The sequence below is a fragment of the Enterobacter asburiae genome (assembly GCA_011754535.1).
GTDB classification, from domain to species: Bacteria; Pseudomonadota; Gammaproteobacteria; order Enterobacterales; family Enterobacteriaceae; genus Enterobacter; species Enterobacter cloacae_N.
This window is the reverse complement of sequence record JAAQVN010000001.1, coordinates 974,891-988,715: the sequence shown is the minus strand read 5'-3', so window position 1 is coordinate 988,715 and position 13,825 is coordinate 974,891. Positions and strand designations below refer to the sequence as shown.

Sequence of the window (13,825 nt, the reverse complement as noted above, 5' to 3'; positions counted from 1 at the left end):
ATGAAAAAAACAATTGCTCTCACTTTTTTGTTGTCATGCGCGCTACTGAGCGGCTGTGCACAACGTGCGGCGCCTCCGGCCCGGGAATCGGTGACCGCCTCGCCACAGGTACTGGTTAAGCGGCTGAAGGAAATAGACCAACAGCGCATTGCCAGTCCGCAGGATATTGCGCTTCGCGCCGAGCAGGCTGATATCAGCAAAAAGCTGGTAAATGACTACCTGAAAAATGCCGATCTCGCGGTGCGTCAGAATAACTACACCCTGGCGACGCAAATGTGGCGCGATGCGCTTACCTATGAGCCCGGCAACCTGCGCGCCCTGCAGGGGCTACGTAAACTCGATGCCCGTCGGGCGCTGGACACGTTGTATAAGGAGGCGGTGGCTAACAGCACCCGCGACCCGGCACGCGCGCTGCACAAAATCCAGCAGGTGCTGGAAGAGGACCCTAACTGGCCACAGGCGCGCGCCCTGCGCGATCATCTGATGCGTGAGGTTTCACGGATCAACCAGCCGGAGCAGCGTCTGAACCGGGAGCTGCAAAAAACGATTGCGCTTAATTTTCGCGAGCACAGCCTGATGGCCATCTTTAACACCATCAGCCAGATGACCGGGGTCAATATCATCTTCGACAAAGATATTTCTTCCAGCACCACCGGCAGCCTTATCGCCAAACGCACCACTGCGGAAGATGCCATCAACGTGCTGCTGTTGTCGAATAACCTGCGGAAAAAAGTGCTGAACAGCAATACGTTGCTGATCTACCCCGCTACCGCGCAAAAAGAGAAGATTTATCGTGACGTGGTCGTCAAAACCATCTTCCTGGGCTACGCGAAAGCGAAAGATGTCAATGTCGCCCTGCGCAACATGGTCAAGCTGAAGGATGTGCACGTTGATGAGCGAACCAACTCCGTCACCCTGCGCGGGCCAAAAGAGAGCGTGGAAAAAGCGGAGCGCCTGTTAGTGACGCTCGACCGGCCTGAAGCGGAGGTCACGCTGGCCGTTGAGGTGCTGGAGGTGAATACCAACGATCTTGAAGCGCTTGGCGTGAAGTTGCCGCAAACCATCAGCGCGGGTTTTGCCAAAAGTAAAGACGGTGATTTAAAGGGAAGTGGGATCCCGCTGGGCGACCTGAGCGCCAAAAATATCATGGTCGATGTCGACAATATGACCATTGACATGAAAAAGGTGTTGAGCAACGCCAGAGTGCTGGCAAACCCGCGGATCCGGGTGAAAAACAATAAAAAAGCATTGGTCGATATTGGTCAAACTATCCCGGTACTGACCACAACCGTCAACGACGGTATTTCGCAACAGAAAGTGGATTATCAGGATGTCGGCCTGAAGCTGGAAGTCACTCCGGAAGTCAGTATGGATGACAATATCTCAATGGAGGTGAAGTTCACGCTCAGTGCCCTGGGTGCCGAGGAACCCGGTGAGAACGGCGCAAAGTATTACCGCACCACGAAACGCGAAGCCAATACCACGCTCAGCAGTATGAACGGCGAGACCCAGATGCTGGCAGGGCTGATCAAGCAGGATGAAACCACGACCCAAAAAGGAACGCCATTATTAAGTGACATCCCAGGGCTGGGCCGCCTGTTTAGCAGCAATTCCGACAATAAAGAGCGCACGGAGGTCGTGCTGTTAATTACGCCGACCATCGAACGCAACCTCGATTTACCGGGAAGCCACGTCAGTACCATTGAGATGGGCAGCGACGATTTAACGGGCGACAGCATCCAGCTGCGCGACCTGCAGCGCGACGAGCCTGGCAGCGGGTTTACCGCACCGGCGCTTGCGCCGCCGGCTCATTTCCCTGACCGCGCGGCAACCCTGCCGCCACCGATCCTCGATGAGTCTGAAACGGAAAACGGAGCATCGTAATGCAGCGCCAGCGCGGTTTTACCTTGATTGAGATGATCGTCACGCTGGCGCTACTCGCCACGCTTGCCGCTGCCGCAGCGCCGCTGATGCGTAACTACCACCAGCGGCAGCAGGAGACGCAGCTACGCGAGTCGCTGCGCACGCTGCGCGATGCCATTGACCGTTATCACCAGGCAAGCGTGGACGGCATCATTGAGAAAAAAACCAGCGAATCCGGATACCCGCCGTCGCTAAAAAGCCTGGTGGAAGGCGTGCGGGATAAGACGTCGCCCACTGGCGCGATGATCTACTTTCTGCGCCATATTCCGCGCGATCCGATGTGCGATTGCGAGGGAAAAAATGATGAAGAGACCTGGCGGTTACGCGCATCCACACAGCCACCCGGCGATTTCAGCGGCGGAGGGAAAGACGTGTTTGATGTCAGCAGCACCAGTACGGCCAGCGGTTTGAATGGAGTGCCCTATGCGCAATGGTGAAAAAGGTTTTACGCTCATCGAGCTGCTGGTGGTGATGGCAATCATCGCGACATTGATGACCCTTGTCGCCCCACGATTTTTCCAGCACGCGGACAGAGCCAAAGAGGTGGTGCGCGAGCATAACCTGCATGCGCTGCGCAGCGCGATCGATCACTACCGCCGCGATCGCCTGGCGGGGCCATACAGCCTGGAGGATCTGATCGAGGCCGGTTACCTGCGCCAGATGCCGCTGGATCCGATCACCAACCGCCGCGATATCTGGGAAGCGAAGACCGATGACGAAGGGCAAATTATTGACGTCGAGACGCCACCTAAACCCGGGCAGGATCATCCCGATGCGTTCGATTAAACAACAGGGAGGCTTTACCTATCTTTTGCTGCTGATTGCGCTCTCCACGCTGGCGTTGTCGCTGCTGAAAAGCCGCGACGAGGTGCAGATGCGTTATCAGGCGCAGCAGGAGGCTGAGCTTTTATTTCGCGGCGATCAAATCCGCGCAGCAATACAAGCCTACCGCGGCAACGGTGATGGCTGTTTTCCCGTGCGTTTTGAACAGCTACTTATTGATAAACGCGGGCGAAAACCGCTTTATCACCTGCGCCAGCACTACGCCGACCCGCTAACCGGGAGTAAAAACTGGGGAATGATCCTCGACCCTCAGGGGCGATGGATTGGCGTGCGCAGTCTCGGAAAAGGTACACCACGGAAAAAAACCGGCTTTCGTCACGATCCAAAACAGTTTGCCAAAGCCAAAACGTATTACGACTGGAAATTTCAGGTAGAGAGCGATCCGCAGGCCCCGCTGCCTGCGGCCTGTGGTCGCTAATGGAATAATACGGTGTTAGACACAATATCATAAAAATATATCTTTTTCTTACCAGCGGGGCCATGGCGGGCATGTTATTGATCGTCACTCTGGACGTGCGGAAATACACAAACTGGAGAGTGCGTATATGCCAAAAAAACGACTGGCTTACCTTCTTATTTCACTGGCCGTGGGATCTCAAAGCATCCTTCCTGTATTTGCAGGCAAGCAGGCAATAACGGTAAATAATCATGCAACGAATACCCCACTGGAGGTCGCTGATAATTATCTTAATCAAAATAAAACGCAGGAGACGGTTGTTATAGAAGATGCGGCGCTGCTTGATGTCCATATCTCGTATGCTAACCTGCCCGCCGATGCGATAGTGGAAATTGCAGGTAAAAATAACAACGAAGTTTACCGTTATGCGGCTGAGAAAATTCTGAGCGGCTCAGATGAGCACCATGTCAGTTTCGATGCATTATCCATCTTTGGTGATAGCGTAACGGTACGGTTGTTAGCTGCCGATGGTTCTGCACTTCCCTCTTCCCGACAGGCCGAAATTGCCTTCCAGGTCAGGGGCGAGCCAGCGCTTCAGGATATGTCATTGTTTAATATCATTCCGGGTGACAAAAACCCGCTCCCGCACTCCTGCTTTAAAGACTCACCTTTTATCTATAACTATACAAAACCCGTCGCGGTGATCCGCGATACCTATGACCGAGAAAAACCGCATTACAATACCGGATGGCGCATCGGCGAAAAAGGGGTTGATGGTGACCTGCTGGTATTGAGCAGTTTCCCGTTAAAAGAAGATAAAAAGGTGAGAACCACAGAGGTCTGGTTTGTTCAGGAGGTTGAGGTCAATCCAAATGATTGTACCAGTTATCAGATAAAGAAAACGGCCAAAGTGAAAGCGTTTGGCAAGTCATCCAGCAGAGACGGTAAATATCGTTTATTGTCGTTAGATTTTGCGGGCGATAAAGCGCAGGAAGATTTTGTCAAATCACTGGGTTATTTAGGAATTGATCCAAGAGATGAGACGAAGGCTAACGACATTGCCACCCAAAAAACCGAATTTTATCTGCCGCAGGCGCAGTTTAAAAAAGATAATGCGCGTTTGTATGCTGCAGTGAATAAGTCAGATGGCACCCACTGTGCTATTGAGCTATACGACCGCGAAGCGGGTCAGTTCCGGCATCGTTGTAGCACATACAACAACGATATGGGTAATAAGAACAACCCTATGAAGCCGGGCGTAGGTGCGCCGCTGATCGATAACTACACGCAGCGTGTTCTGGCGCTCAGTACCAGCGGTGAGCTGGTGAATGGTTATAACCAGGCAATGCCGATTGCCCGGATCTGGCCGCAGATTAAAGCATTCTTTCCTGATGGCGCGATTCCCGATACGTCTTTTATCATCAATGACCAGGTGGCTGCCGCTCAGAAATCATTGAAAGGTTATGCGAGCGTCAATGTGGCGCAGGTCATTCCGGATCCGGGCTCCATACCCGATGTTTCCCAGTTTGCCTGCAAATGGTGGCTACCCGCAGGGGTTAAAGCATCCGAACCCAACCCGGAGAGCAGTACAATGTTACTCTATGAAAAAACTGGCGCTGTTACCGACCCGCTAATGGCCTGGTGTGGTATCAAAGGTGGGGAGCAAAAATATCGACCACAATGGGTGATGACCGCCATTCCATAAGACTATGACGCGTCAGGCAACATGCTCTTTGAGATGTTGCCTGACGGCTTGTTAGCTTTTCGCTAACCTATTTCGGTTTTTACTGCGCGATGGGAATGGTCCCTTTGATAACCACTAATGTGATCGTCGCCTTTGCATCCCCTGCTTTCAGCGGGATTTTATATTCATCCGGCTGGGTAAAGAGGGCCTTGAATTTATCATCTGGCATATCAATGATGACATCATCGTCTGCGGCGGTGGCTTCGATCCGTTGCAGCAGCTCTGCTTTGGTCAGAGGTTTGTTCCATCCGGCAACAATACGATCGTTTTTAATGTGAATCTCATTACTCTCAAGGACGCAGAGCGCATTTTGCTCACCGCCCTGAAGGCGATAAAGTCGGTTTTCCGTTAAGGTGTCAAGAGACGGGCAGACGACCTCTTTTTGCGAACCCGACTCTGCCAGCGTGTAGCTAAACTTCACTTTCAGGTTATCCCCGTGGCGAACGCCCTGTTTTTTCCAGTCGCCACTGTCCCCGGTGAACATGCGGATCCCGTTGGGGATGATCGCGCTGGCGGCAGCAAAAAAATCATTCCCGTTAACGGAAAAATAGGGGCGAAGCGTTAAAGATGAATCATTAATAATGGTGATCACCGGAGAGTTAATGGAACGGTAACTCTTTTTCTTATAACGACAGTTTTTCCCGTTTGCCTGTAAGTTGACGCCGTTGTCTTTACTGACAATCATGGCATAGTTGCAGTTAAGGCCGTTTTCAATAGATTCGTTCAGCACCGCACCATTATCGACAATGATATTCATCACGCCGTTATCTTCGTTACCAAACCAGACATGAGGAATAAAATCGCTATCGTAACCCTCTTCATAAATAGCATTCTGAACCCTGATTTTCAGATGGTCAGGGTTTTCAATATTGATCATTCGCGCGTAGTCACTGGCAAGTACTGATGCCGTTGAAAAAGCGCTAAGCATGGCTAATGCTACGACGGTCTTTGTCATGAAAATGTCCTCTTTGAGAAATATAAAAAAGTACAAATTTGCTCAACAGTGACCATACCTTAATGTATCAGACAGTAAAACATGACTCTGAATAAAATCATCGTTTATTTGTTTTTAACTCACGGATGCAGAGACAATTCTTATTAATCGCAAGACTCATTCCGCCTTATTTTATTCTGAGGAATGAATATACTGCCTTGCCAGTATTCAGACTGGAAGAGTAGGCTTGAAAGCCATCTCATACTTTGTGCCATAATAAGCGAGACAAAAGATGGATCAATCAATTAAACAGACTCCTGAAAAAATTCGGGTTTGTGTGCGGACGAACTCTTTTTTATTCGAAAAGGGCCTTGCGGAACTAGCACGCTATTACTTTATCGCCCGAGACAAAATGCTCTGCATTGTTGATGCAGACACATTTGGTACGAAGACGCATCTGGTGAAGTATCTGGAGTTCATCAGGAGAATAAAACCCGACATGCTTGTTTTGATCACCGGCCATCTCCCCCGGAGCGAGCAGCATGCATGGTATGTAAAAGCAAATGAATCCCTGGCGGGCTGGCGGGACACCATTGATGCCATGAACTTTATGCTCCCCAATCTCGACAATATTATTGAACATTATAAAAGGAGGAAGGCAGGTGAAATTAAGTTTTTGTATCAGGACGAATATTATGGCAAAGATGGCCGACGTGAGTGAGGCTGAATTAGTTTATGCGCTGATGACAACGGGAAAGCTGTTCGGCGTTAAAATACCGGCACCGTTACCCGGCAGGCATAACGCCAGAACGCGTAGTTTTGATTATAAAGAAGCTCTGGATTTTGCTGAACAAGTGAAAATTGCCCGAGGCAACAAAAGGCAGGACTGATAATGCAATAACACGCCATGCTTTTAAGCGACAGGTTTATCGCGACACGCCTCATCGTTATAACAGAACCGTTCGGCTGGCCTGGCGTTTTCCTTCAACATTGCAAGTGCAATACCAATCACCTCAGCATACAAGCAATCATCAATACGCCTGGCATACTCAAGTTTTTTACTCAGGTAATGACTGAGCGAAACATGATCAATATTAATACCCTGCAAGGATAAATGCGTGGCTGCATCACCGATGAGTAGTGATGCTTGCTTTTCAGGATAAACATTATTCATTAATTTTATCCCTGTACTCCGTAAACAAATATTCGACAGGTAGGATTCAGGGGGGCTTATGCCCCCCTGTTTACAAAAGTACCTCAGAAAGAATTAACCTACTTACCAATCACAGGTACTTGAGCCCGTGTTTTTAAACGTTTTTGATTCCGTCTTACCTCTGATACCGTCTTTATTTACTGGCGTCACATACAGTGTGACCTCACCCCAATAGCCTAAAGTAACGCCTTGTACGTTGGAAACGACGGTGCTTCCCCATTTCCACTGAAATATAGTGTTGCCTTCAGATGCTCCGCCATTAGCATTATAAGTGTAGGTTGCCGTTATTCTGTTACAGGCCCCGGTTTTGCCGCTGTATCCCAAATTTGTAACGAAAGGCACGGGCTTAGATCTTATGGTAACAGCATTACTAAAGACCTCATTGCCGGGCTCAGGTTGCCCTGAACCTTTAGGCTTTACGGCTACCCGCACGTCATAGCCCGCATAGCTGTCCGGCAGCGTAAACGTTTTTGCCGTGCCTCCTGCAACATTTCTCCACGTCTGACCATCCCTCCACTGCCACTGCCTGGTGGAGGCATCCGAACCCGATCCGTTTGCCGTGAAGGTATATTCCGCGCTCAGCGTCTGCCCCACCTCCGGCGTGCCGGAGATCCTCAGCCCCACCACAGACGGCACGCCATATACCGCTACCGCCGGGCTATTCTGTACCGTTCCGGGCAGCAACGGCTGGCCAGCGCCCTTCGGCGTTACGACGACCCGCACGCTGTAACCCGCATAGCTGTCCGGCAGCGTGAACGTGCTTGCCGTGCCGCCTGCGGCGTTCTTCCATGTTGCCCCGTCCTGCCACTGCCACTGGAAGCCGGAGGCGTCCGTACCGGCCCCGTTTTCCTTGAAGGTGTATTCCGCCCTAAGGGTCTGCCCCACCTTCGGCGTGCCGGAAATACGTAGCCCCGTCACTACTGGCGCACCATAGGCTGCCATCGGCGGACTTTCCTGTGCCACACCGGTCAGCAACGGGTGACTGCTTCCCTTTGGCGTTACCACCACGCGCACGCTATAGCCCGCATAGCTGTCCGGCAGCGTGAACGTACTTGCCGTGCCGCCTGCCGCATTCCTCCATGCAGCACCGTCCTGCCATTGCCACTGGAAGATGGACGCATCCGTCCCGGCCCCATTTGCCTTGAAGGTGTATTCTGCCCTCAGGGTCTGCCCCACCTTCGGCGTGCCGGAGATGTGCAGATCTGTTACCGAAGGCGCACCATAAACGTCTACCGCCGGGCTGTTCTGCACCGCGCCGGGCAGCGACGGCTGAGTACTGCCTCCCGGTACTACCGTCACTTTAATGCTGTGCCCAGCATCCCCGGCCTGGAGGGTATATTCCCGATCCGTTGCCCCCTCAATCGGCATCCAGCTGGTTTTCTCATATCTCCCCCAGATGTAGGTAGACGCATCTGCACCGGTACCGTTCGCCGTAAAGGTGTAATCCGCTCTCAGGGTCTGCCCCACCTCCGGCGTACCGGAAATACTCAGGTTCGTCACCGTCGGCGCGCCATACGCATCTACCGCCGGGCTATGTTGTGTCTCGCCCTGCAGCTGTGGCTGACTGCTGCCCTGCGGTATTACCGTCACTTTAATGCTGTAACCTGCATCTCCGGCCCGCAGAGTATATTCCCGGCCGGTTGCCCCCTCGATCGGCATCCAGCTGGTTTTCTCGTACCTCCCCCAGATATAGGTAGAGTTATCCGTACCGCTTCCGTTTGCCGTATAGGTGTATTCAGCCCTGAGGACCTTACCCACCTCCGGCGCGCCGGAAATCCTCAGATTCGTCACCGAAGGCGCCCCAAAAGCGTTCACCTCCGGGCTACTCTGTACCGTCCCGGTCAGCGTCGGCTGGCTGCTGCCCTTCGGTATTACCGTCACTTTAATGCTGTAACCCGCATCTTCGGCCCGAAGGGTATATTCCCGACCCGTTGCCCCCTCGATCGGCATCCAGCTGGTTTTCTCGTACCTCGCCCAGATATAGGTTGAGGCATCTGTACCGGTTCCGTTCGCCGTGAAGGTGTATTCTGCCCTTAAGGCCTGACCCACCTCCGGCGTGCCGGAAATCCTAAGATTCGTCACCGAAGGCGCCCCAAAAGCGTTCACCTCCGGGCTGCTCTGAACCGTCCCGGTCAGCGTCGGCTGGCTGCTGCCCTTCGGTATTACCGTCACTTTAATGCTGTAACCCGCATCTTCGGCCCGAAGGGTGTATTCCCGATCGGTGGCCCCCTCAATCGGCATCCAGCTGGTTTTCTCGTACCTCGCCCAGATATAGGTTGAGGCATCCGCACCGGTTCCGTTCGCTATGAAGGTGTATTCTGCCCTTAAGGCCTGACCCACCTCCGGCGTGCCCGAGAGACGCAGATCTGTCACCGAGGGCGCGCCATAAACATCCACTGCGGGGCCTGGCTGGGCCGCGCCGGCCAGCGTCGGCTGGCTGCTGCCCTTCGGTATTACCGTCACTTTAATGCTGTAACCCGCATCTTCGGCCCGGAGGGTATATTCCCGATCGGTGGCCCCCTCGATCGGCATCCAGCTGGTTTTCTCGTACCTCGCCCAGATATAGGTTGAGGCATCCGCACCGGTTCCGTTCGCCATAAAGGTATAATCCGCTCTCAGGTTCTGCCCCACCTCCGGCGTGCCGGAGATACGCAGGCCCTCCACCGCTGGGGCGCCGTACGCCGCCACCGCCTGGCTCTCCTGTACCGTCCCGGTCAGCGACGGGTGACTACTGCCCTTCGGCGTCACCACCACCCGCACGCTGTAACCCGCATAGCTGTCCGGTAGCGTGAAGGTTTTTGCCGTTCCGTCTTCAGCATTTTTCCATGCTTCACCCTCCTTCCACTGCCACTGCCAGGTGGAGGCATCCGTACCGGCCCCGTTTGCCGTGAAGGTGTATTCCGCCCTCAGGGTCTGCCCCACCTCCGGTGTGCCGGAGATATGCAGGTCTGTCACCCACGGTGTGCCATAAACCTCAACGTCGGACTCACCTTTTTTCCCGTTAACCGTGGCGCTCACGGTGACGGTTCCACCGGTCTTTTTCGTGGTGACGGTCATCGTTCCCGCGCCTTCCGCGCCGGTAGCAGCGCTGGCCTCTCCCCGGCTTACCAGCTCCGGTTTATCGATATCCCAGACAATCGCCTCGCCCACGACCGCACGGCCAAAGCGGTCCTTCGCCGTGGCGGTGTAGGTAATGGTGTTCAGCCCGTTCGCCTCCACGCTGTCCGCGCTGGCGCTCACCGTCACGGTCGATGCCTTCCCGACCACCGGCTCCGTTTTCGACGACGCCTTATACCCCTCATTTTTGTCCGCGTTGGTGGCGGTTACCGCCACAAAGAGGGTTGCCCCCGCGTCCTGCTCCGTCAGGTGATAACTGCCCGACGTGGCACCGTCGATCGCGCCACCGTCACGATGCCACTGGTAGCTCAGCGTCACCTCGCCGCCGCCGTTTTGCTCCACGTCCACCTTTTCCACGCTTACCGTGTCGCCGACCTTCAGCCCGGCGGTTTTGTTCAGGGTGATGCTTTTAATTGTTGGAATCCCTTTCAGCACCGCGCCGGACTCGCCTTTTTTACCATTGACCGTGGCGCTCACCGTGACGGTTCCGCCGGTCTTTTTCGTGGTGACGGTCATCGTTCCCGTGCCTTCCGGATCGGTAACAGCGCTGGCCTCTCCCCGGCTCACCAGCTCCGGCTTGTCGATATCCCAGGTAATCGCCTCGCCCACGACCGCACGGCCGAAGGTGTCCTTCGCCGTGGCGGTGTAGGTGATGGTGTTAAGCCCGTTCGCGTCCACGCTGTCCGCGCTGGCGCTCACCGTCACGGTCGATGCCTTCCCGACCACCGGCTCCGTTTTCGACGACGCCTTATACCCTTCATTTTTGGCCGCGTTGGTGGCAGTTACCGCCACAAAGAGGGTCGCCCCCGTGTCCTGCTCCGTCAGGCGATAACTGTCCGACGTGGCGGCATCGATCGCGCCACCGTCACGATGCCACTGGTAGCTCAGCGTCGCCTCGCCACCGCCGTTCTGCTCCACGTCCACCTTTTCCACGCTTACCGTGTCGCCGACCTTCAGCCCGGCGGTTTTATTCAGCGTGATGCTGCGGATAATCGGGTAACCGTTTAGCGTCAGCTGCGTCGTTTGTTTTTTGCCGTCGATGTCGACCTCAATTAGCGCATTGCCCCCCGCTGATGCGGTCGTAAACGTGGCCGTCGCTTTGCCGTCCGCATCCGTTTTTTCAATCGTTTTACTCAGCGCGCCATACTGCTGCGTGATGAGGGTCCACTTCACGGGAACCTCCGACACGCTATTGTTGTGCTCATCCAGCGCGATGGCGGTTAGAGTAGAGGTACTGCTGCCATTGGCATTCAGCGTATCTGGCGTGCCTTTCAGCTCGACATGATCCACCTTCCCGACATTCACATTGATAGTCTTATGCTCATCACCGGCGTAGACTTTCACCTGCGATGGCGCTTTTTCAGGCACCACGACGGTTGCACTGACAATACCGCGCTCATCGCTGTCTCCGGTGGGCGCTTCCCGGAACTGGCTCCCTTCAATCCGCCAGGCGATAGCCTGTTTACGGCTGATAACCGTGTTATCAAACCGGTCATACAGTTGCGCGCTGACGGTTTGATCCACGCTGCCAGCAACCGCGTTTTCCGGGACTTCCAGCACCACTTTTGCCACCGGCCCCGGTTCAAGGCTTACGGGATCGGACGGGCTACTCACGGTATCCACCGTGGCATTCACCACCCACTTATCTGCTGTTTTTTGCGGCGCGGTGAGCGCGATGGATGCTCTTCCCTCGCTATCCGTTTTGCCGCTCAGGGTTTCACCGTTGCTGCTCCACGTAACGTTTTTTTCAACCGTCAGAGGCTTACCATCCTGATCGGTAACTTCAATAGTGAACGTATTTTCCGTGGCAACCTCTGCACGCTCGGGAGACGCCACGAAGCGGATGGCAAGCGGGTGGGCAAAATCGACAACCAGCGCCATCTTCTCCTGCTGAACACTGTTATCGCTGGCTTTGCTCTGGATCCCGGCAGGCGGGATCAACGAGGCCGTGATTTCATCCTCGCCATCCGCCATGATGTTTTCTATTTTTACCAGCGCCTGGCCGTGCTCATCGGTGCGTACACTGTTTTGTGACAACGAGCCAAGCGAGTTCCTGCTCTGCCAGTACACCATCTGATCGGTCAGCGGAGAGCCCTGACTGTCTTTTACCTCGGCTAATAGCAGCAACGCACCGTGACTTTCTTCGAAGAACTTCACGCTGCCGTCACGACGGATCTCGCCCGGTGAAAGCAGATGATCGATACGCAGGGCGGTTATCGTTGCGCTACCGGTAACTTTCGCCGCCCCACTCTCACCCGCGATCCCTTTTTTGTTGACCGGCGTGACTTCGAAGATCACTGTGCGGGCCATATCACGCGTTTGCACCTCATAGGTGGTACTCCCTTCCTTGAGCACTACGCCTGAATCTGCGTCATACCAGCGCAGCAGGGTTTGCTCGGGATCTTCATCTTCCCCTTCATTGGATTTATAGAGGTAACTTCCCTCCAGGATCTTGCCGGGTGACATGTCCCCTTTAATGGCAACGCCTTCAACGGAAGGGGCAAAATCCCCCGGCGTTACGGTCAGGTGATAGCTGGCGGAACTCAACACGTGCTCCGGATCGACAGGTGACGTTTCCGTCGCGGTGATGGTGACATCGCCCCGATGCGTTGGGTTCACCAGACCGCTGCCCGGCTCCACGGTCGCGATCGTCGTGTTAGAGGAGATGTAGCGAATGACGCCCCCCTGCCCACCTTTCACCGCATGAAGCAGCGGCACGCCAGCCTGCGTGGTTTTTTCCGTAGGGCTGAAATAGAGGCGTCTGTCTTTTTCTTCCTGCTTATAGGCAAGAACGATGTTGTTATTACGGGTAACGAACTCTGTGCGGGACTGCATCAGCGATGGCAAAGCCGCCGCATTTTCACTTGCCAGCATTTCGGAGAGTTTGCGGCCAAACTCCCAGTGGAAATTGAGTCCCACAGAGAAGTTATCCCGCTGGCCGCTGATCATGCTCTGCTCCGCGCTCACCCCCACCAGCGGCACAGGTTGCCACTTAAGCCCGAGGTTAAGCCCGTGAGGATTACGGCTGGCCTCACTGCGGCTGCCGTTAACGTCCACTTTGTCGCCATACCACTGGAACCAGCCCATTTTGAGCGCGACGTGCTGTGAAAGCGCCGTCTCCAGATTGAGATCCCAGCCGCGGGCGGCACGTTCATACAGTTCATAGCGGTCGGGATCGTCATTAAACATGCTGTCGTCAGAATGACGCCAGCCGCTCAGGGGCAGGTAGTAGTTCGCGGACGCACGAATCCCATCGCTCCACAGCTCGGCGCCCGCCCCCATTCGGTTATGGTGGCGCGTGACATCCTGATCGAAAAAGAGGTTTCCACCCGCCATCAAATGCGGGTTAAAGGTATGTCGCCAGCCCAGGCCAACGTTAAGGATATCGCGCTCGTTCCAGCGGTGTGCGCTCATCTGAGTGAACAGAATGTCGTGTTGCCAGATTTTAACCGGCCACAGATAGTCCAGCCCAAAATCGCGACTATCGCTCCCGCCAATACCGACATCTGCCGTAACGCGGGCTTTCCCGCCGGTATGGTTTAACCACGCTTCCACCTCCTGCGTTAATGCGGCATTTACCTCGCTGTTTGCCGCGCCGCGCAGGGCATCACCCGCGCCGTTTTGTTGGGCGCTTCCCCATATGCCGGCCATTTT

Annotated in this window: 10 protein-coding genes; 7 read left to right on the top strand and 3 right to left on the bottom strand. The window is 54.5% G+C overall.

What is annotated here, in order from left to right; translation table 11 throughout:
- The 5 genes from HBM95_04525 to HBM95_04505 all read left to right on the top strand — a co-directional run bounded on the left by HBM95_04525 (position 1) and on the right by HBM95_04505 (position 4,868).
- Complete coding sequence (locus tag HBM95_04525; GenBank protein NIH42202.1) at positions 1-1,884, top strand: bacterial type II and III secretion system family protein; 1,884 nt, start codon at positions 1-3, stop codon at positions 1,882-1,884.
- The gene (locus HBM95_04520; protein ID NIH42201.1) at positions 1,884-2,360 is read left to right on the top strand and encodes a type II secretion system protein; all 477 of its coding nucleotides are present in this window, start codon (positions 1,884-1,886) and stop codon (positions 2,358-2,360) included. Before HBM95_04525 ends, HBM95_04520 begins: the two co-directional genes overlap by 1 nt.
- On the top strand, positions 2,347-2,709 hold the full coding sequence (locus HBM95_04515) for a prepilin-type N-terminal cleavage/methylation domain-containing protein (protein ID NIH42200.1): 363 nt from the start codon (positions 2,347-2,349) through the stop codon (positions 2,707-2,709). Before HBM95_04520 ends, HBM95_04515 begins: the two co-directional genes overlap by 14 nt.
- Positions 2,696-3,184, top strand: coding sequence for a type II secretion system protein (locus HBM95_04510; GenBank protein ID NIH42199.1), 489 nt, complete (start codon positions 2,696-2,698; stop codon positions 3,182-3,184). Before HBM95_04515 ends, HBM95_04510 begins: the two co-directional genes overlap by 14 nt.
- Before the next feature lie 127 nt (positions 3,185-3,311).
- Positions 3,312-4,868 carry a hypothetical protein gene (locus HBM95_04505; protein NIH42198.1) on the top strand — a complete coding sequence of 519 codons (1,557 nt, stop codon included), beginning with the start codon at positions 3,312-3,314 and terminating at the stop codon, positions 4,866-4,868.
- A gap of 79 nt (positions 4,869-4,947) precedes the next feature.
- On the opposite strand, the gene HBM95_04500 is transcribed toward HBM95_04505, so the two are convergent.
- The gene (locus HBM95_04500) at positions 4,948-5,862 is read right to left on the bottom strand and encodes a hypothetical protein (protein ID NIH42197.1); all 915 of its coding nucleotides are present in this window, start codon (positions 5,860-5,862) and stop codon (positions 4,948-4,950) included.
- A 271-nt stretch (positions 5,863-6,133) separates the two neighbouring features.
- Between HBM95_04500 and HBM95_04495 the strand changes: the two genes are divergently transcribed.
- Together HBM95_04495 and HBM95_04490 are read left to right on the top strand one after the other, a co-directional pair.
- Positions 6,134-6,562, top strand: a complete 429-nt coding sequence (locus tag HBM95_04495) for a hypothetical protein (GenBank protein NIH42196.1) — start codon at positions 6,134-6,136, stop codon at positions 6,560-6,562.
- Entirely contained in the window at positions 6,537-6,731 is a 195-nt protein-coding gene (locus HBM95_04490; protein ID NIH42195.1) for a hypothetical protein, read from the top strand. Before HBM95_04495 ends, HBM95_04490 begins: the two co-directional genes overlap by 26 nt.
- Before the next feature lie 23 nt (positions 6,732-6,754).
- Here HBM95_04490 and HBM95_04485 read toward each other — a convergent pair whose 3' ends face one another.
- Complete coding sequence (locus HBM95_04485) at positions 6,755-7,015, bottom strand: hypothetical protein (GenBank protein ID NIH42194.1); 261 nt, start codon at positions 7,013-7,015, stop codon at positions 6,755-6,757.
- A 102-nt stretch (positions 7,016-7,117) separates the two neighbouring features.
- Positions 7,118-13,822 carry a hypothetical protein gene (locus HBM95_04480; protein ID NIH42193.1) on the bottom strand — a complete coding sequence of 2,235 codons (6,705 nt, stop codon included), beginning with the start codon at positions 13,820-13,822 and terminating at the stop codon, positions 7,118-7,120.
- Positions 13,823-13,825 lie beyond the last annotated feature (3 nt).

Coding starts and splice junctions, on each gene's coding strand:
- HBM95_04520 (NIH42201.1), top strand. CDS start 1,884: ATGCAGCGCCAGCGCGGTTTTACCTTGATTGAGATGATCGTCACGCTG.
- HBM95_04490 (NIH42195.1), top strand. CDS start 6,537: ATGGCAAAGATGGCCGACGTGAGTGAGGCTGAATTAGTTTATGCGCTG.
- HBM95_04495 (NIH42196.1), top strand. CDS start 6,134: ATGGATCAATCAATTAAACAGACTCCTGAAAAAATTCGGGTTTGTGTG.
- HBM95_04500 (NIH42197.1), bottom strand. CDS start 5,862: ATGACAAAGACCGTCGTAGCATTAGCCATGCTTAGCGCTTTTTCAACG.
- HBM95_04505 (NIH42198.1), top strand. CDS start 3,312: ATGCCAAAAAAACGACTGGCTTACCTTCTTATTTCACTGGCCGTGGGA.
- HBM95_04525 (NIH42202.1), top strand. CDS start 1: ATGAAAAAAACAATTGCTCTCACTTTTTTGTTGTCATGCGCGCTACTG.
- HBM95_04480 (NIH42193.1), bottom strand. CDS start 13,822: ATGGCCGGCATATGGGGAAGCGCCCAACAAAACGGCGCGGGTGATGCC.
- HBM95_04510 (NIH42199.1), top strand. CDS start 2,696: ATGCGTTCGATTAAACAACAGGGAGGCTTTACCTATCTTTTGCTGCTG.
- HBM95_04485 (NIH42194.1), bottom strand. CDS start 7,015: ATGAATAATGTTTATCCTGAAAAGCAAGCATCACTACTCATCGGTGAT.
- HBM95_04515 (NIH42200.1), top strand. CDS start 2,347: ATGCGCAATGGTGAAAAAGGTTTTACGCTCATCGAGCTGCTGGTGGTG.